The following is a 16,782-nucleotide window of genomic DNA, read 5'->3' as shown; positions in this document are numbered from 1 at the left end:
CCCGCTCCGATTCTGCCTCACCGTACGGTCGCGACGCCCCCGTATGTCCGGTTCAGTGCCCCGGGCCGCGCAGATCCACCAGCAGCGGAGGCGCGTGCTCCCCCTTCACGCTGGTCAGCGACAGCACCGCGTGTCCGGCCGGAACGCCGTGCGCCAGCTCGGACGCGGACCAGCGTTCGCGCTCGACCTGGCGGACGGTGACGGCCCGGGCGGTCGGCGCCTTGCCGGTGATCACCCGGCGCAGCATGTGCACGGCCTTGCCGGCCGGGGTCTCCGCGATGATCTGCCGGTCGGTGACGTCCCGTGTCTCGGTCCACTCCTTGCCCCACACCTCGGCGAAGTCCTGCCCGTCCCAGGGGGTCAGTCCGGACAGTGCCATACGGCATCCGGTGGCACCAAGGAGCGGGCCGCGGAGGGGGCGGGGGGCGTCGTCAAGGGTGCGGAGGGTGAGGACCACGCCGGCGTTGGCGGTCCGTAGCCGCTGAATCCCGCGCACGGACTCGGGTGTCACCACTCCACTCGCGTCGTCGATCACCAGACACGCGAACAACGACCGGTCCTCCCGCACCGCCACACTCGCCGTGAACTGCGCGAGCACCAGCCGGGCGAGCATCCGCGAGGCGTCGGCGTGACCGCGGGCGGGGAGGTCGATGCGGACTCGGACGGGGTGGTCGAGGGCCGTGAGCGAGAAGGGCCTCGTCTGCCCGGACGTGTCGAAGAACCCTGCGAAGGCCGGCCGGTCGAGCAGCGCCACCCGGTCCGCGAGCACCGCCGCCACATCGCCGGGATTCCCCAACTGCCGTTCCCGCGCGTCGAGTTCCCGCAGCAGTGAGTCCTGCCCGGTGTCCTCCAGGGCCTTGCGGAGCGCGGCCAGCGGTCCGGGTGCCCCGTCGAGCAGCTGCCGCAGTTCGGGAACGGACGGGAAGCGGCCGTACACCGCCCGGAACGGTCCCAGGAGCTGAGCGAGCACCGTCGTGGAACGGCGGCTGTCGCTGCCCGGGTTCGGATCGGCGAGGTCCCCGACGAGGGCCTCGGCAAGCACGGCCGCGGCCTCGTCCGGGTCGTTGGTCCCGCCGTACAGATCGAGGTCGTAGACGGATTCCGGATTCCCGATGCGTACGACGACGTCGTAGGCGTCGGCCGGGCCGAGCCCCGAGCCGGCCGCGCCGATCACGACGACGGCGGCCCGCCCGGCGAGTGCGTGCAGGCACAGCGACTCGGCGAGCGGCTGGACAACACTGCCGGTCTTTCCCGCACCGACCGGGCCGACGGCGAGCAGGGAGGTGCCCAGCAGCTCGGGGCCGAGGGCGAGGCCGGCGCCGCGATAGGTGTACGGGTTGCGCGGGTCGTCGGCGGTGGTGCCGAGTCGGACCTGTCCGGTGACCAGGTCGTGCCGGGCCAGCCGGGTCGGCAGGTCGCGTTCGCCGGAGGGGTGCAGACAGGCGGCGGCGCCGTCGTTGAGCACGGCGCCGGTGAAGGTGGCGAGGCTGTGCCGACCGCTGCGTACGCCCTGCCAGGCGCGGGTGATCCGGGCGTGGTCCACGTCCCGCATCAGCCCGGCACGGGCCTCTGCGGCCAGCCGCTCGGCGGCGTCGACGGCCCCTGCGGCACGCAGCACCGGCCACTCGGCGGGGTCCTGCTCGGGAGCGGGCGGACGCTCCCGGACGGGAGCGGTCTGCCGCCAGGCGGGGAGACCGTATCGGCGCCAGATCTCGCCCCAGCGGCCGAGCCGACCGACGCCGACCATGATGATCAGGGCGACGATCACGTAGTAGATGTAGGTGGCCACGACGGCGCCGAAAGTGTGCGGCTTGGCCCAGGAGTCAGGGGTCATCGCCCAGAGGGGCAGCATCCACCAGCGGCCGAGGTAGCCGTTCCACAGCAGCGACCAGATCAGCCAGCCGACCAGGAAGGCGATCACGGCACCACTGAACAGCTGGCGTGTCGGGATGCGTTCGGGCTCCTGCCCGGCCCGCGGCCGATGCCCGAAGCGCCACACTCCGAGTGGGGCCTCCGGTCGTGGTGTCCGCAGCCAGGTGAGGAAGGTCGAGCCGTCCGGGAGCGGCGGCACCATCGGCGCCCGTGCCGGCCGCGGCGGCACTCCCGGCACCTCCGCAGGCCCCGCCGGGCGCGGCACAGGATTCGCATGCGTACCCCGTGCGTCCCGCGTCCCGTCGCTGTCCATCGTCCTCGCCCTCGCCCCTTGACCAGCCGTTCCGTGCACCGTCAGCGAGTCAATCTAACGCGCCAGCAAGGGGAGTTCACCGTTTACGCGGCCGGGTCCACGACAAGCGACGCGAACCCGGCACTGTCCACGGCGGACAACCCGCGGCGCCGACACCGCCCACATGGAGCATGCCCACCCCTCGCCCCCGGTCCTAGCCTGCGAGAAAGGAAGAAAAAGAAACAGGAAAGCGCGTAAGCGTCCGCACCACCCCAGGAGCCCCTCATGACCGCACTTCCGCAGGAGCGCCGCGTCGTCACCGCGATCCCCGGCCCGAAGTCCCAGGAGCTGCAGGCCCGCCGTACCGCGGCGGTCGCGGCCGGTGTGGGTTCCGTGCTGCCCGTGTTCACCGCGCGCGCGGGCGGTGGGATCATCGAGGATGTCGACGGGAACCGGTTCATCGACTTCGGTTCCGGTATCGCGGTGACGAGCGTCGGCGCCTCCGCCGAGGCCGTCGTACGCCGTGCCACCGCCCAGCTCGCCGACTTCACCCACACCTGTTTCATGGTCACCCCGTACGAGGGGTATGTGGAGGTCGCCGAGGCGCTCGCCGAGCTGACACCCGGCGACCACGCCAAGAAGTCCGCGCTGTTCAACTCCGGGGCCGAGGCTGTCGAGAATGCCGTGAAGATCGCGCGGGCTTACACCAAGCGGCAGGCCGTCGTCGTGTTCGACCACGGGTACCACGGCCGGACCAACCTCACCATGGCGCTGACCTCGAAGAACATGCCGTACAAGAACGGGTTCGGGCCGTTCGCGCCCGAGGTGTACCGCGTGCCGGTGGCCTACGGCTACCGCTGGTTGACCGGTCCGGAGAACGCCGGTGCCGAGGCTTCCGCGCAGGCCATCGACATGATCAACAAGCAGATCGGGGCCGACAACGTCGCCGCGATCATCATCGAGCCGGTCCTCGGCGAGGGCGGTTTCATCGAGCCGGCGAAGGGCTTCCTGCCCGCGCTGAGCGCGTTCGCCAAGGCCAACGGGATCGTGTTCGTAGCGGATGAGATCCAGTCGGGGTTCTGCCGTACGGGTCAGTGGTTCGCGTGCGAGGACGAGGGTGTCGTCCCGGATCTCATCACGACCGCGAAGGGGATCGCGGGCGGGCTGCCGCTCGCCGCCGTCACCGGGCGCGCCGAGATCATGGACGCCGCGCACGCCGGGGGCCTCGGGGGGACCTACGGCGGCAACCCCGTCGCCTGCGCCGGTGCGCTCGGTGCCATCGAGACCATGAAGGAGCTGGACCTCAACGCCAAGGCCAAGAACATCGAGGCCGTGATGAAGGCCCGGCTCGGTGCCATGGCGGAGAAGTTCGACATCGTCGGCGATGTGCGCGGGCGCGGCGCGATGATCGCCATCGAGCTGGTCAAGGACCGTACGACCAAGGAGCCGAACCCGGAGGCCACGGCCGCGCTCGCCAAGGCCTGCCACCAGGAGGGGCTGCTGGTCCTGACCTGTGGCACCTACGGCAACGTCCTCCGTTTCCTGCCCCCGCTGGTCATCGGGGACGACCTGCTGAGCGAGGGCCTCGACATCATCGAGCAGGCGTTCGCACGCATCTGAGCCACCCTCTCCCGCACTTCCCGGCCACACGGAACCCTCAGCTCCCGCACAGGGGCCGCGCCTCATGCGCCCCACCCGCCCCAGCCCTTTCGTCCCCGATGATTCACAGGCTGGGGCGGCGGGCGTCAGGCCGTGTGAAGAAGGTGTGCGGGGTGCATGACGGGACGCGAATCCGCCTGTCTTCCCTCCAGTCACTGCCGTAGGTTCTACCCAGATGAGAGATACACCCCGCCCACAGGGGACTGTGGGCGACTTCAGGACGAGGCCTCCCCAGCTTCGCCCTGGTCGTGCCCTCGCGCACACAACAGGAGCCTCTGGCTCCGAATCTCCTCACCGATCGGACAGTCGCCCGCCCCAAACCCCCCGGGGCGGCCGGCCCGCCGATCCGGACGGCCGGCCTGGAACTACCCCCCCTGTTCCAGGTCGGCCGACCTCCTTTTTCTGGCTTCTTCTCGCCCTGCCCGCGCTGCTCTTCGCGGTGATCACCTGGCAGGTCGCCGCCGACGGCCCGCTCCTCCGCCTGGACGAGCGCCTGAGCCGCGCACTCGTCCACCCGGACCGCTTCTCCGAACTCCTCGCCGACCTCGGCAACGTCCAGGTCGCGGTACCCGTTCTCGTCGTGGTGCTTGTCTACGTCGCCTGGCGCGGCCGTGTCAGAGGTACGGACCGCTGGTGGGCGGCACCCCTCGCGGCGGCCGTGCTGATGGCCCTGGTCCCGGCGCTGATCGTCCCCGTCAAGGAACTGATCGCCCGCGGCGGCACCCCGGCCGTCCCGCCCGGCACCGGCTACTACCCCTCCGGCCACACGGCCACCGCGATGATCGCGTACGGCGCCTCGACGCTCGTCCTCCTTCCTTGGCTCCGGACGTCGTACGCCCGTCGCGGAGCCGTCGCGATCTGCGTCCTCCTCGTCGCCTGCGTGAGCTTCGGGCTGGTCCGGCGGGGCTACCACTGGCCGCTGGACGTGGTGGCCAGTTGGTGCCTCGGGACCGTGCTGCTCGCCTCGCTGTGCCTGTTTCTCGACCGCTTTCGGAGCGAGCCTCAGCCGAAGTAGCCGTCGAACGTCTTCTGGAACTCCCAGTTCGAGTAGCGGTCCCAGTTGATCGACCAGGTCATCAGGCCGCGCAGGGTCGGCCAGGTGCCGTGGGTCGTGTACGAGCCGCAACTCACCTTCTTCGTCAGGCAGTCCAGGGTCTTCGTGACCTCGGCGGGGGCCACATAGCCGTTGCCCGCGTTGACCGATGCCGGCATGCCGATGGCGATCTGGTCGGGGCGCAGGGCCGGGAACATGTTGGTGGTGTCGCCCGCGACCGGGAAGCCGGTGAGCAGCATGTCGGTCATCGCTATGTGGAAGTCGGCGCCGCCCATGGTGTGGTACTGGTTGTCGAGGCCCATGATCGGGCCCGAGTTGTAGTCCTGGACGTGCAGCAGGGTGAGGTCGTCGCGCAGGGCGTAGATGACGGGCAGATACGCCCCGCACCTCGGGTCCTGGCCGCCGAACTTGCCGGTGCCGTAGAACTGGTAGCCCATCTGCACGAAGAAGGTCTCGGGCGCCATGCTCAGCACGAACTTCGAGCCGTACTTGGCCTTCAGGGTCTTCAGGGCGGCAATCAGGTTGACCACCACGGGAGTTGTGGGGCTCTTGAAGTTCGTGTCGCTCGCGTCCAGCGACAGCGAGTGGCCCTCGAAGTCGATGTCCAGGCCGTCGAGGCCGTAGGTGTCGATGATGTTCGAGACGGATGAAACGAAGGTGTCCCTCGCCGCCGTCGTGGTGAGTTGGACCTGGCCGTTGGCGCCGCCTATGGAGATCAGCACCTTCTTGCCAGCCGCCTGTTTGGCCTTGATCGCGGCCTTGAAGTCGGCGTCGCTCTCGACGTTCGCGCACTCTCCCCCACTCTCGGCTTCGCTCGAGCGGGAGGGGCCCCCATCCGGGCAGCGGTTGAAGCGGATGTCGCCGGAAGTGGCGGAGGTGGGTTCACCGAAGGCCAGGTCGATGACGTCCCAGCTGTCGGGGACGTCGGCCAGGCGGGTGTAGCCGGAGCCGTTGGCGAAGCTCGCGTGCAGGTAGCCGACGAGGGCGTGGGTGGGCAGGCCGGTGGAGGGGCCCGAGCCGGTGGACGTCGTCGCGGTGACCGCTGTCGACTTCGCGGACTCACCCGCGTCGTTGACCGCCGTGACCTGGAAGCTGTACGCCGTCGCGGCCGTCAGACCGCTCACGGTGGCCGAAGTGCCGCTCGCCGTCTGGACTTTCACCCCGTCGCGGTAGATCGCGTAGCTCGTCGCGCCGGTGACGGCGGACCAGGAGAGGGCTACGGAGGAGGAGGTGACGGTGCCAACGGCGAGGCCTGTGGGGGTGGTTGGCGGTTGGCCCGGGTCGACCGCCGGGCCGGTGAGGGAGATGTCGTCGGCGTAGTAGGCGCCGGTGGCGTACCAGCCGTGGGTGTAGATCGTGACCTTGGTGGTGGACGCGCCGGTGGTGAAGCTGGTCGTCAACCGCTGCCAGTCGGGGGCCGATTGGGTCCAGGTGGAGACGTCCGTGGTGCCGGTGCCGCTCGCGCCGAGGTAGACGTAGCTGCCGCGGACGTAACCGGCGAGCGAGTAGGAGGAGTTCGGTTTCACGGTCACCGTCTGCGCGCACTGGGCGTAGTCGTTGCCGGCCGGGGTCGCCTGCAACGCCGAACTGCCGCCGTGCACGGGCGACTTGACGGTCGTACCGCTGCTCGCGGAGCACGACCAGTTGTCGAGGCCGGACTCGAAGCCTCCGTTCTTCGCGAGATCCGCGTCGGCCGCACGGGCGGCCGACGAGAGTGCGGTGATGCCGGGTACGGCCAGCAGGGCGGCCGTGAGCATGGCGAGGACGGCTCTGGAGCGTTCCACAAGTACCTCCGGGCATGGGGGAATTGGAGGGGTGGAGCGCGCCCAATTTGGTCCAGACCAATTGCCGCTGTCAAGACATGCGCTGCCAGGACATCCGGCGACTACCCGTCCATCACTGCCCCTCTTCCCTGGCCAGCCCCGCCGCCGCCTCGTGCATGGCGAGTTCGAGGAGTGCCGGATCGGTGAGGGTGCCGGAGCCGTCCGGCGGTACCAGCCAGCGGACTCCACCGGTCGACCGGCCGGGGTACGGCACGACGATCCAGGTGCCGGGTCCCGCCGTACGGATCCCGGTGCCGAGCCAGCGGGCCGCGGTGCCGGGCGGTACCAGGAAACCCATCCGTGCGTCGCCGAAGTCGACGAGTACCGGGCCCAGTTGATCGATGACCCGGGTCAGCACATCGAGCGTGGGATAACCGAGCTCACCCGGCAGGATGAGTACGTCCCAGGCCTTGCCGGCGGGCAGCAGCGCGATCCCCATGGGGTTGCGCTCCCATTCCCAGCGGCAGGCCTCCGGATCCGGAGCCACGGATGCCAGCCACTCGACGGCCGTCTTCGCCCCAGTCATGAGGAGACCTCCCTTTCTCATGTCGACGCTGGTCGCGTCACAGGAGAGAGGGAGGTCGGCTCACCGCATTACGCGGGTTTCGGCACCCCGATGGAGTGAACCGGATCACACCCGTCGAGCGGCGGGGCTCAACTGTCGAAGCCCAGGCCCAGCTTGTCCATCGTCTTCAGCCACAGGTTGCGCCGGCCGCCGTGGTCGTCCGCGCGGGCCAGCGACCACTTGGTGAGCGCGATGCCGGTCCAGGCGAAGGGCTCGGGCGGGAAGGGCAGCGGCTTCTTGCGGACCATCTCCAGCTCCGTGCGCTCGGTGCGCTCCCCCGCGAGCAGGTCGAGCATCACGTCCGCGCCGAAGCGGGTGGCGCCGACACCGAGGCCGGTGAAGCCCGCCGCGTACGCCACCTTGCCCTGGTGAGCGGTGCCGAAGAACGCCGAGAAGCGCGAGCAGGTGTCGATCGCGCCGCCCCACGCGTGGCTGAAGTTGAGCCCCTCCAACTGCGGGAAGCAGGTGAAGAAGTGCTCGGCGAGCTTCGCGTACGTCTCCGGCCGGTCGTCGTACTCGGCGCGCACCCGGCCGCCGTACGGATAGATCGCGTCGTAACCGCCCCACAGGATGCGGTTGTCGGCGGAGAGGCGGAAGTAGTGGAACTGGTTCGCCGAATCGCCCAGCCCCTGGCGGTTCTTCCAGCCGATCGACGCCAACTGGTCGGCGGAGAGCGGCTCGGTCATCAGGGCGTAGTCGTAGACCGGGACGGTGTACGGGCGGACGCGCTTGATCAGGTTCGGGAAGATGTTGGTGCCGAGCGCGACCCGGCGGGCGCGGACCGAGCCGTACGGGGTGCGTACGGCCATGCCGGCGCCGTAGGGCTTGAGGGCGAGGGCGGGGGTGTGTTCGTAGATACGGACGCCGAGTTGGAGGCAGGCGCGCTTCAACCCCCAGGCCAGTTTGGCCGGGTTGAGCATCGCGACGCCCCGGCTGTCGTGCAGGCCGGCGAGGAAGGTCGGCGAGTCGACCTGTTCGCGGACGGCGTCCGCGTCGAGGAACTCGGTGCCGTCGGCCAGGCCCTTGCTCGCCAACTCGGCGTGCCAGTCGTGGAGTTCCTCGGCCTGGTGCGGCTCGGTGGCGACGTCGATCTCGCCGGTGCGCTCGAACTCGCAGTCCAGGGAGTAGCGGGCGACCGCGCTCTCGATCGCGTCGAGGTTGCGGGCGCCCAGCTCCTCCAACTTGTGGATCTCGTCCGGCCAGCGGGTGAGGCCGTTGGACAGGCCGTGGGTGAGGGAGGCGGCGCAGAAGCCGCCGTTGCGGCCCGAGGCGGCCCAGCCCGCCTCGCGGCCTTCCAGTAGGACGACATCCCGTTGCGGGTCGCGCTCTTTCGCGATGAGCGCGGTCCACAGTCCGCTGTAACCGCCGCCGACGACCAGCAGATCGCAGGTCTCGGCGCCGGTGAGCGCGGGCTCGGGGTGGGGCTTGCCGGGGTCGTCCAGCCAGTACGGGACCGGCCGGGCTTCGGAAAGAGACTTGGTCCAATTGCTGCTACGGCTCATGGCGCTTGGGGCCATGATTTCAACTCCCTACAGGGCGCTAGCGGTTATGCCTTTACCTTGTTGCGGCGGTTGGTGATCACCATGGAGACGAGCACCAACAATACGGCGACGAGGAACATGGCCGTACCGATGACATTGATCTGAACGGGTGTCCCGCGCTGTGCCGAACCCCAGACGAACATGGGGAACGTGACGGTCGAACCCGCGTTGAAATTGGTGATGATGAAATCGTCGAAGGAGAGCGCGAAGGAGAGCAGCGCGCCCGCCGCGATTCCGGGGGCCGCGATGGGGAGGGTGACCCGGACGAACGTCTGCACCGGTCCGGCGTAGAGGTCCCGGGCCGCCTCCTCCAGTCGCGGATCCATCGACATCACGCGGGCTTTGACGGCGGTGACGACGAAGCTGAGGCAGAACATGATGTGGGCGATCAGGATGGTGTAGAAGCCCAGTTGGGCGCCCATGTTGAGGAACAGGGTGAGCAGCGAGGCCGCCATGACGACCTCGGGCATCGCCATCGGCAGGAAGATCAGCGAGTTGACGGCGCCGCGGGCGCGGAAGCGGTAGCGGACCAGCGCGAAGGCGATCATCGTGCCGAGGACGGTGGCGCCGATGGTCGCCCAGACGGCGATCTGGAGGCTGATGCTCAGCGAGCCGCACATGTCGGCGACACCGCACGGCTGCTTCCAGGCGTCCAGCGAGAACTGCTGCCACTCGTAATTGAAGCGCCCCTTCGGCTTGTTGAAGGAGAACACCGTGACGATGACGTTCGGGAGGAGGAGATATCCGAGCGTCAACAGGCCGGCGATGACTACGAAATGGCGCTTGAACCAGCGTACGACTGCCATTTAGACCAGATCCTCCGTCCCGGACTTGCGAATGTAGATGGTCACCATGGCGAGAATGGCGGCCATGAGGACGAAGGAGAGTGCCGCCGCTGTCGGATAGTCCAGAATGCGCAGGAACTGCGTCTGGATGACGTTTCCGATCATGCGGGTGTCGGTGGAGCCGAGGAGTTCGGCGTTGACGTAGTCACCGGCCGCCGGGATGAAGGTCAGCAGGGTGCCGGAGACGACGCCGGGCATCGACAGCGGGAAGGTGACCTTGCGGAAGGTGGTGAACGGCTTGGCGTACAGGTCGCCTGCCGCTTCGTGCAGCCGCCCGTCGATGCGTTCCAGGGAGGTGTAGAGCGGGAGGACCATGAACGGCAGGAAGTTGTACGTCAGTCCGCAGACCACCGCGAGTGGCGTGGCCAGCACGCGGTCGCCGGAGGTCCAGCCGAGCCAGTTGGTGACGTCCAGGACGTGCAGCGTGTTGAGGGCGCCGACGACCGGGCCGCTGTCCGCGAGGATCGTCTTCCAGGCCAGCGTGCGGATCAGGAAGCTGGTGAAGAACGGCGCGATCACCAGGATCATGATCAGGTTGCGCCAGCGTCCCGCGCGGAAGGCGATGAGGTACGCGAGCGGGTAGCCGAGCAGCAGACAGAGGATGGTCGCGGCGGCGGCGTAGAGGCCGGAGCGCACGAACTGCGGCCAGTACTCGGACACCGCGTCCCAGTAGGTCGAGAAGTGCCAGGTGACCTTGTAGCCGTCCTCCAGGGAGCCCGTCTGGATCGACGTGGAGCCCTGGTAGATCATCGGCAGCGCGAAGAAGACGATCAGCCAGAGAATGCCGGGCAGCAGCAGCCAGTACGGGGTCCAGCGGCTCCTCTTGCGCGGAGGCTTCTTCTCCGGCGCGGGCGCCAGGGGCGGCGCCTCGGTGACAGCGGCCATCAGGCGGCCTCCTCCTCGGTGTCGACGCCCGCGTCGATGTCCTGCGCCGCGTCGAGGCCGAAGGTGTGGGCCGGGTTCCAGTGCAGGACGACATCGGCGCCGGGCCGCAGCCGGGAGTCGCGGTCGATGTTCTGGGCGTAGACCTCGAACTCGGGGCAGACCGGGCTGTCGATGACGTACTGGGTGGAGACGCCGATGAAGCTGGAGTCGGCGATCTTGCCGGTGATGCGGTTGCGGCCGGCCGGGATCTCGCCCGCGTCGTCGGCGTGCGTGAGGGTGATCTTCTCGGGCCGTACGCCGACCAGGACCTTGCCGCCGGTCGTGGTGGGCGCGGAACATCGCGCCTCGGGGAGGACGAGCTTGCCGCCGCCCGCCTTGAGGACGATGTCGTCGCCGGACTTGGAGTCGACCTCGGCCTCGATGAGGTTGGAGGTGCCGAGGAAGTTGGCGACGAAGGTGGTGTTCGGGTTCTCGTAGAGGTCGCTGGGCGAGCCGAGCTGCTCGACACGGCCCGCGTTCATCACGGCGACCGTGTCGGCCATGGTCATGGCCTCTTCCTGGTCGTGCGTGACGTGGACGAAGGTGATGCCGACCTCGGTCTGGATGCGCTTGAGCTCCAGCTGCATCTGGCGGCGCAGCTTGAGGTCGAGGGCGCCGAGGGGCTCGTCGAGGAGCAGCACCTTGGGGTGGTTGATCAGCGCGCGGGCCACCGCGACACGCTGCTGCTGGCCGCCCGACAGCTGGTGCGGCTTCTTGCGCGCCTGCTCACCGAGCTGGACGAGGTCGAGCATGTCGATGACCTGCTGCTTCACCGACTTGATGCCGCGCCGGCGCAGACCGAAGGCGACGTTCTCGAAGATGTCGAGGTGCGGGAAGAGGGCGTACGACTGGAAGACGGTGTTCACCGGCCGCTTGTAGGGCGGGAGATTGGTGACTTCCTGGTCGCCGAGGTGGACGGTGCCGGAGGAAGGTTCCTCCAGACCGGCGATCATGCGCAGAGTGGTCGTCTTGCCGCAGCCGGACGCACCGAGCAGGGCGAAGAACGAACCCTGGGGCACGGTCAGGTCCAGCGGCTGCACTGCTGTGAAGCCGTTGTCGTAGGTCTTGCTGATACCGGAGAGGCGGACGTCGCCGCTGTTGTCCTTGGTGTTCATCCTCGTCACGCCCCTGTGAGCTTTGCGAACTTCTGCTGGTAGGCCGTCTCTTCCTTCGAGCTCAGGGAGCGGAAGGCGTGGGACTTGGCCGCCATGGCCTTGTCGGGAAGGATCAGCGGGTTGCTCGCCGCCGACTTGTCGATCTTCGCGAGATACGGCTTCACGTCCCCGACCGGGCTGACGTAGTTGACGTAGGCGGCGAGTTCGGCGGCCGGTTCGGGCTCGTAGTAGTAGTCGATCAGCCGCTCGGCGTTCGTCTTGTGCCGTGCCTTGTTGGGGATCAGCAGGTTGTCGGTCGACGTCATGTAGCCGGCCTCGGGGATGACGTAGCCGACGTCCGGGTTGTCCGACTGGAGCTGGACGATGTCGCCGCCCCAGGCGACACAGGCCGCGAAGTCGCCCTTCGTGAGGTCGGACGTGTAGTCGTTGCCCGTGAAGCGGCGGATCTGACCCTTGTCGACGGCCTTCTGGAGGCGGGCGATGACCGCGTCGTAGTCGTCGGTGGTGAACTTCGCCGGGTCCTTGCCCATGTCGAGCATGGTCATGCCGACGCTGTCGCGCATCTCGGTGAGGAAGCCGACGCGGCCCTTGAGCTTGGGGTTGTCGAGCAGGTCCGAGATCGACTTCACCTCGACGCCGTCGAGCGCCTTCTTGTTGTAGGCGATGACCGTCGAGATGCCCTGCCACACGTACGAGTACGCTCGGCCCGGGTCCCAGTCGGGGCTGCGGAACTGGTCCGACAGGTTGGCGTAGGCGTGCGGCAGATTGGACGCGTCCAGCTTCTGCACATACCCCAGCCGGATCATGCGGGCGGCCAGCCAGTCGGTGAGGACGATCAGGTCGCGGCCGGTGGGCTGGCCCGCGGCGAGCTGCGGCTGGATCTTGCCGAAGAACTCGTCGTTGTCGTTGATGTCCTCGGTGTACTTGACCTTGATGCCGGTCCGCTTGGTGAACGCGTCCAGGGTGGGCCGGTGCTTGCCGCTGTCGTCCGTGTCGATGTACTCGGGCCAGTTGGAGAAGTCGATCTCCTTCTCCGTGGCCGAGTGGTCGTCGGCGGACACACCGCCCTGTGTCTTGCCTGCCGCGGGGATCCCGCAGCCGCTCAGGGCCCCGAGACCGCCGACCGCGAGCGCGCCGCCCGCGGAGGCGCGCAGCACCGAACGGCGGGTCCACGCGGACCTGCTCTTGCGGAAACTGCGCCGCACGGCGGCCACTTCGGCCGGGGTCAGGCGGTCGGGCTCGTACTGCTTCATGCGCGTGCTGCCCTTTCGGGAGGAGACGGCGGCGCCTTGGGCGGCCGTCAGTTCTGCTATCGGTCCCCGAAGATCGTGCGGTGCCAGTCCTTCCTGGCGACCGCGGTGTTGTCGAACATGACGTGCTTGATCTGGGTGTACTCCTCGAACGAGTAGGCGGACATGTCCTTGCCGAAGCCGGACGCCTTGTAGCCGCCGTGGGGCATCTCGCTGATGATCGGGATGTGGTCGTTGATCCACACACAGCCGGCCTTGATCTCGCGGGTCGCGCGATTGGCCCGGTAGACGCCCTGGGTCCACGCGGAGGCGGCGAGGCCGTACGGGGTGTCGTTGGCGAGCGCGATGCCTTCGTCGTCGCTGTCGAAGGGCAGCACCACGAGGACCGGTCCGAACAGCTCGGACTGCACGATCTCGCTGTCCTGGGCGGCGTCCGCGACCAGGGTGGGGCGATAGTACGCGCCGTTCTTGAGATCTCCCTGAGGAGCCTCGCCGCCGGTCACCACGCGCGCGTAGCCACGCGCCCGGTCGACGAACCCGGCCACGCGGTCGCGCTGGACGTGCGAGATCAGCGGCCCGAGGTCGGTGCCCGGGGCGAAGGGATCGCCGACCCGGACGCCCGCCATGAGGGCGGCGGTCTTCTTGACGAACGCTTCGTAGAGGGGCCTCTGCACGTACGCGCGCGTGGCGGCCGTGCAGTCCTGCCCGGTGTTGATGAGCGAACCGGCGACGGCTCCGTTGACGGCGGCTTCGAGGTCGGCGTCGTCGAAGACCACGAAGGGCGCCTTGCCGCCCAGCTCCAGGTGGATGCGCTTGACGGTGGCGGTCGCGATCTCGGCGACGCGCTTGCCGACGGCGGTGGACCCGGTGAAGGAGGTCATGGCCACGTCCGGGTGACCGACGAGATGCTCACCGGCGACCTTCCCGGTGCCGGTGACGATGTTGATGACACCGTCCGGGATACCGGCCTCGGTGGCGGCCTGCGCGAACATCAGTGAGGTGAGCGGGGTCAGCTCGGCGGGCTTGAGCACGATCGTGTTGCCGGCCGCGATCGCCGGGAGGATCTTCCAGGCGGCCATCTGGAGGGGATAGTTCCAGGGCGCGATGGAGCCGACGACACCGATGGGTTCACGGCGTACGTACGACGTGTGGTCGCCCGAGTACTCACCGGCGGACTGTCCCTGGAGGTGCCGTGCGGCACCGGCGAAGAAGGCCGTGTTGTCGATGGTCCCGGGGATGTCGAACTCACGGGTCAGCTTGAGCGGCTTGCCGCACTGGAGGGACTCGGCGCGGGCGAAGTCGTCCGCGCGCTCGGCGAGCACGGCGGCGAAGCGGTGCAGCGCGTCGGAGCGCTCGCCGGGGGTGGCGCCCGACCAGCCCGGGAAGGCGGCGCGGGCGGCGGCTACGGCCGCGTCCACGTCGGCCGTGCCGGCCAGCTCGTACGTGTACACGTCCTCGCCGGTGGCCGGGTCGACGACCGCGTGGGTGTGGCCCGAGGTGCCCTTGGTCAGGCGGCCCGCGATGAACTGCGCGCCGTCCGCGAAGTACTCCTGAGCGGGGAATCGTTCCGGGGTGGCGTTGCCCGGGTTGTGCATGTCGCTCTCCTCCGCCTTCGCCCCGCTTCGTCCGCTGGCGGGTGGCGTAGCTCCAGCTCGATTTGAATGCCGATCCTGACAGAGCAAAGGGACTCCAACAAGTGATTCCGTTGTTGCCTTTTGGTTACGCGACGGAATCCTTCGACCAGGTGTCGAGTCCGTGTGGAAAAGGAGGGACGGAGTGTCAGTGGTGCCTGCCAGACTCGCGTGTATGGACGGGATCACGGGGAAGCACGCGGCGGGCGCCGCGCAAAAGATCGATTCGCAGGAAGCCCTGATCAGGGAAGTGCGCGCCGGGACCAGGGTCAAGTACCTCCACTTCTGGGGCCACCGACCACGCCCGGACGGCCGCGTGAGCGCGAGCTGCCTGAGCCAGTGGTGGCCGTCGCCGTTCACGGTGGACGGGGTGACCTATGCGACCGCCGAGCACTGGATGATGGCGGGGAAGTCGCGGCTCTTCGGCGACGCCGAGGCGCTGGCGCGTGTGCTTTCCGCCGGTCATCCGTCCGAGGCGAAGAAGGCGGGGCGGCTGGTGCGTGGCTTCGACGAGGAGATCTGGACGCGGGAGCGGTTCGGAATCGTCGTCGAGGGGAGCGTCCACAAGTTCGCCGCGGACGAGGAACTGCGGGGGTTTCTGCTGGGCACGGGTCAGCGCGTGCTGGTGGAGGCGAGTCCGGTGGACCGCGTGTGGGGGATCGGGCTCGCGGCGGACGACCCGGCGGCGGAGGATCCCGAGCGGTGGCGGGGGCCGAACCTGCTGGGGTTCGCGTTGATGGAGGCGCGGGGGCGGTTGGGGTAGGGGGCGGTGGGGCGAGCCGCGAGGGTGTGTCGGGCGGGCGCTTCGGCCAGGTTGGGGGCACGCTGGCCGGGGTCCGGCGGCGGCTGCGGTTCGTGGGGGCGGGGTGAGCCTGAGCGGCGTATCGGGGAGCACACCGTGGGTGCGGTTCGGGCTCGCGCCAGCCAGGAGGCGGGGGTGGTCGAGGGAAAGGCCGAGGCGAGCCCAGGGGCGTGTTGACGAAGGCGCTTTGGCTGCGGCTGGGGTGCGCGTCGGCGCAAGGTCGCGGGGTGCTTCGGCGCGGCGAGCTTTGGGGGCCTGTCGGGGAGGTGCTTCGGCCGTGGGTGGGCTCGTGGGGATGGAGGGCTGGGGGTGGCTTCAGCGAGACTGGGCGCCGGGGGTGTGTCGGAGGGCTCGGTTGTTGTGATCAGGCCTGGGGTTGGAGCGGTGCCGACAGGCTGGGGGCCGAGTTGTAGGACGAGGTCGAGTCCGAGTCCTGGCGGTCGTTCTCGTGCTGGTAGACCGCGAAGCCGATGCCCAGCAGGACGATCACTGCGAGGCCGAGGATGATCCCAATGATGCCCGTGACCAGACCCGCCTGGGCCTGCCCCCGGTTCGTGGCCTCGCCCCTGTCGGCCCGCTTCTTGCCCTTGACGCCCAGGACGACGGCGATGACACCGAGGATCAGGGAGACGATGCCGTAGATGCAGAACAGGCAGCAGGAGAGGATGCCCAGCACCAGGGCCGTGGTGCCCATGTTGTTCCGCGGGGCCATCGGCATACCGGGCCAGCCGTAGCCCTGCGGGTAGCCGGGGTAGCCGTATCCGCCGGGGGCGTTGGGCGGGCCGTAGCCGGGAGTGCCGTAGCTGGGGAGGCCGGGGGGTGTACCGGGGTTGCCGGGAGGCGGTGTAGTCGGCTGGCCGTAGCCGGGTGCCCCGGAAGGGTGCGGGACTCCTGGCGCGCCGGAGGCGGGCGGGGTTCCGGGGGCGCCGGAGGCGGGCGGGGCGAAGCCGTCGGACGGGAGGGCGGTCATGGTGGGCTGGTAGTGCAGGGACTGCGGCGGAGGCTGGTGGGGCTGGGCAGCGGTGGGTGGCTGGTCCTGCGGGTGCGGCTGCCGGCCGGGGGCGGGCGGATAGGGCTGTGGCCCGGGGGTGGGCGGCTGTGCGCCCTTCTCCAGCGATGGCTTGCTCTCCGGCGGTGCCCACGGGTCGTCGTTCGCTCCCGCGCCGCCGTCCGGCTGTGTCTGGTCCCCCATGTCCCGTCCCCGTCCCCGTCGGTCGATTGTCAGGCGGACCATGCTAGAGCGTTCCCGTGACGGTTCCGCCACGCGGGCGGCCACGGGGGCAGGCGGCCCAGCCGGGCATCACGGGCGGCCTCACGGGTCCTGACCGGCGCGATCAGACGCGCGCTGCCCGGCGGACGCCACGGACGACTCGGGCGACACCCATCGGTCCGGACCGGCGGGACCAGCC

General features: G+C 69.3%; 13 protein-coding genes. 3 read left to right on the top strand and 10 right to left on the bottom strand.

The window, feature by feature from the left end; all coding sequences use genetic code 11:
- Positions 1 to 52: 52 nt before the first annotated feature.
- Positions 53 to 2,185, bottom strand: coding sequence for an ATP-binding protein (locus tag ACIBJH_RS15225; protein WP_399117288.1), 2,133 nt, complete (start codon positions 2,183 to 2,185; stop codon positions 53 to 55).
- 264 nt (positions 2,186 to 2,449) lie between these two features.
- Between ACIBJH_RS15225 and gabT the strand changes: the two genes are divergently transcribed.
- Both gabT and ACIBJH_RS15215 read left to right on the top strand, forming a co-directional pair.
- Positions 2,450 to 3,784 (top strand): 4-aminobutyrate--2-oxoglutarate transaminase, encoded by a 1,335-nt coding sequence (gene gabT, locus ACIBJH_RS15220; protein WP_399117287.1) that lies wholly within the window; start codon positions 2,450 to 2,452, stop codon positions 3,782 to 3,784.
- A 478-nt stretch (positions 3,785 to 4,262) separates the two neighbouring features.
- The gene (locus tag ACIBJH_RS15215; protein ID WP_399117286.1) at positions 4,263 to 4,838 is read left to right on the top strand and encodes a phosphatase PAP2 family protein; all 576 of its coding nucleotides are present in this window, start codon (positions 4,263 to 4,265) and stop codon (positions 4,836 to 4,838) included.
- Here the strand turns inward: ACIBJH_RS15215 and ACIBJH_RS15210 are convergent.
- The 8 genes from ACIBJH_RS15210 to ACIBJH_RS15175 form a co-directional block, all read right to left on the bottom strand.
- Entirely contained in the window at positions 4,826 to 6,634 is a 1,809-nt protein-coding gene (locus tag ACIBJH_RS15210) for a chitinase (RefSeq protein ID WP_399117377.1), read from the bottom strand. The two genes, ACIBJH_RS15215 and ACIBJH_RS15210, sit on opposite strands and share 13 nt — an antisense overlap.
- A gap of 139 nt (positions 6,635 to 6,773) precedes the next feature.
- Positions 6,774 to 7,226, bottom strand: coding sequence for a hypothetical protein (locus tag ACIBJH_RS15205; RefSeq protein ID WP_399117285.1), 453 nt, complete (start codon positions 7,224 to 7,226; stop codon positions 6,774 to 6,776).
- 128 nt (positions 7,227 to 7,354) lie between these two features.
- Positions 7,355 to 8,782 (bottom strand): NAD(P)/FAD-dependent oxidoreductase, encoded by a 1,428-nt coding sequence (locus ACIBJH_RS15200; protein ID WP_399117284.1) that lies wholly within the window; start codon positions 8,780 to 8,782, stop codon positions 7,355 to 7,357.
- A 29-nt stretch (positions 8,783 to 8,811) separates the two neighbouring features.
- Entirely contained in the window at positions 8,812 to 9,612 is an 801-nt protein-coding gene (locus ACIBJH_RS15195) for an ABC transporter permease (protein WP_262059170.1), read from the bottom strand.
- On the bottom strand, positions 9,613 to 10,536 hold the full coding sequence (locus ACIBJH_RS15190; protein ID WP_399117283.1) for an ABC transporter permease: 924 nt from the start codon (positions 10,534 to 10,536) through the stop codon (positions 9,613 to 9,615).
- Positions 10,536 to 11,690 (bottom strand): ABC transporter ATP-binding protein, encoded by a 1,155-nt coding sequence (locus ACIBJH_RS15185; protein ID WP_399117282.1) that lies wholly within the window; start codon positions 11,688 to 11,690, stop codon positions 10,536 to 10,538. Before ACIBJH_RS15185 ends, ACIBJH_RS15190 begins: the two co-directional genes overlap by 1 nt.
- Before the next feature lie 5 nt (positions 11,691 to 11,695).
- A complete protein-coding gene (locus ACIBJH_RS15180; protein WP_019074769.1) occupies positions 11,696 to 12,943 on the bottom strand; it encodes a PotD/PotF family extracellular solute-binding protein in 1,248 nt (415 codons plus the stop codon).
- Between the two features lie 56 nt (positions 12,944 to 12,999).
- A complete protein-coding gene (locus ACIBJH_RS15175) occupies positions 13,000 to 14,535 on the bottom strand; it encodes a gamma-aminobutyraldehyde dehydrogenase (RefSeq protein ID WP_399117281.1) in 1,536 nt (511 codons plus the stop codon).
- 211 nt (positions 14,536 to 14,746) lie between these two features.
- On the opposite strand from ACIBJH_RS15175, the gene ACIBJH_RS15170 reads away from it, so the two are divergent.
- Entirely contained in the window at positions 14,747 to 15,334 is a 588-nt protein-coding gene (locus ACIBJH_RS15170; RefSeq protein ID WP_399117280.1) for an NADAR family protein, read from the top strand.
- Positions 15,335 to 15,737: 403 nt separating this feature from the next.
- Here the strand turns inward: ACIBJH_RS15170 and ACIBJH_RS15165 are convergent, their stop codons facing one another.
- Positions 15,738 to 16,565, bottom strand: a complete 828-nt coding sequence (locus tag ACIBJH_RS15165; RefSeq protein ID WP_399117279.1) for a DUF4190 domain-containing protein — start codon at positions 16,563 to 16,565, stop codon at positions 15,738 to 15,740.
- Between the last annotated feature and the right edge of the window lie 217 nt (positions 16,566 to 16,782).

This window comes from Streptomyces sp. NPDC050548 (genome assembly GCF_044457385.1).
Taxonomy (GTDB): domain Bacteria; phylum Actinomycetota; class Actinomycetes; order Streptomycetales; family Streptomycetaceae; genus Streptomyces.
Note: the sequence above shows the minus strand (reverse complement) of the source record. Positions and strands in the feature narration are given on the sequence as shown.

Coding starts and splice junctions, on each gene's coding strand:
- ACIBJH_RS15225 (WP_399117288.1), bottom strand. CDS start 2,185: ATGGACAGCGACGGGACGCGGGACGCACGGGGTACGCATGCGAATCCT.
- gabT (WP_399117287.1), top strand. CDS start 2,450: ATGACCGCACTTCCGCAGGAGCGCCGCGTCGTCACCGCGATCCCCGGC.
- ACIBJH_RS15210 (WP_399117377.1), bottom strand. CDS start 6,634: ATGCTCACGGCCGCCCTGCTGGCCGTACCCGGCATCACCGCACTCTCG.
- ACIBJH_RS15205 (WP_399117285.1), bottom strand. CDS start 7,226: ATGACTGGGGCGAAGACGGCCGTCGAGTGGCTGGCATCCGTGGCTCCG.
- ACIBJH_RS15200 (WP_399117284.1), bottom strand. CDS start 8,782: ATGGCCCCAAGCGCCATGAGCCGTAGCAGCAATTGGACCAAGTCTCTT.
- ACIBJH_RS15195 (WP_262059170.1), bottom strand. CDS start 9,612: ATGGCAGTCGTACGCTGGTTCAAGCGCCATTTCGTAGTCATCGCCGGC.
- ACIBJH_RS15190 (WP_399117283.1), bottom strand. CDS start 10,536: ATGGCCGCTGTCACCGAGGCGCCGCCCCTGGCGCCCGCGCCGGAGAAG.
- ACIBJH_RS15185 (WP_399117282.1), bottom strand. CDS start 11,690: ATGAACACCAAGGACAACAGCGGCGACGTCCGCCTCTCCGGTATCAGC.
- ACIBJH_RS15180 (WP_019074769.1), bottom strand. CDS start 12,943: ATGAAGCAGTACGAGCCCGACCGCCTGACCCCGGCCGAAGTGGCCGCC.
- ACIBJH_RS15175 (WP_399117281.1), bottom strand. CDS start 14,535: ATGCACAACCCGGGCAACGCCACCCCGGAACGATTCCCCGCTCAGGAG.
- ACIBJH_RS15170 (WP_399117280.1), top strand. CDS start 14,747: ATGGACGGGATCACGGGGAAGCACGCGGCGGGCGCCGCGCAAAAGATC.
- ACIBJH_RS15165 (WP_399117279.1), bottom strand. CDS start 16,565: ATGGGGGACCAGACACAGCCGGACGGCGGCGCGGGAGCGAACGACGAC.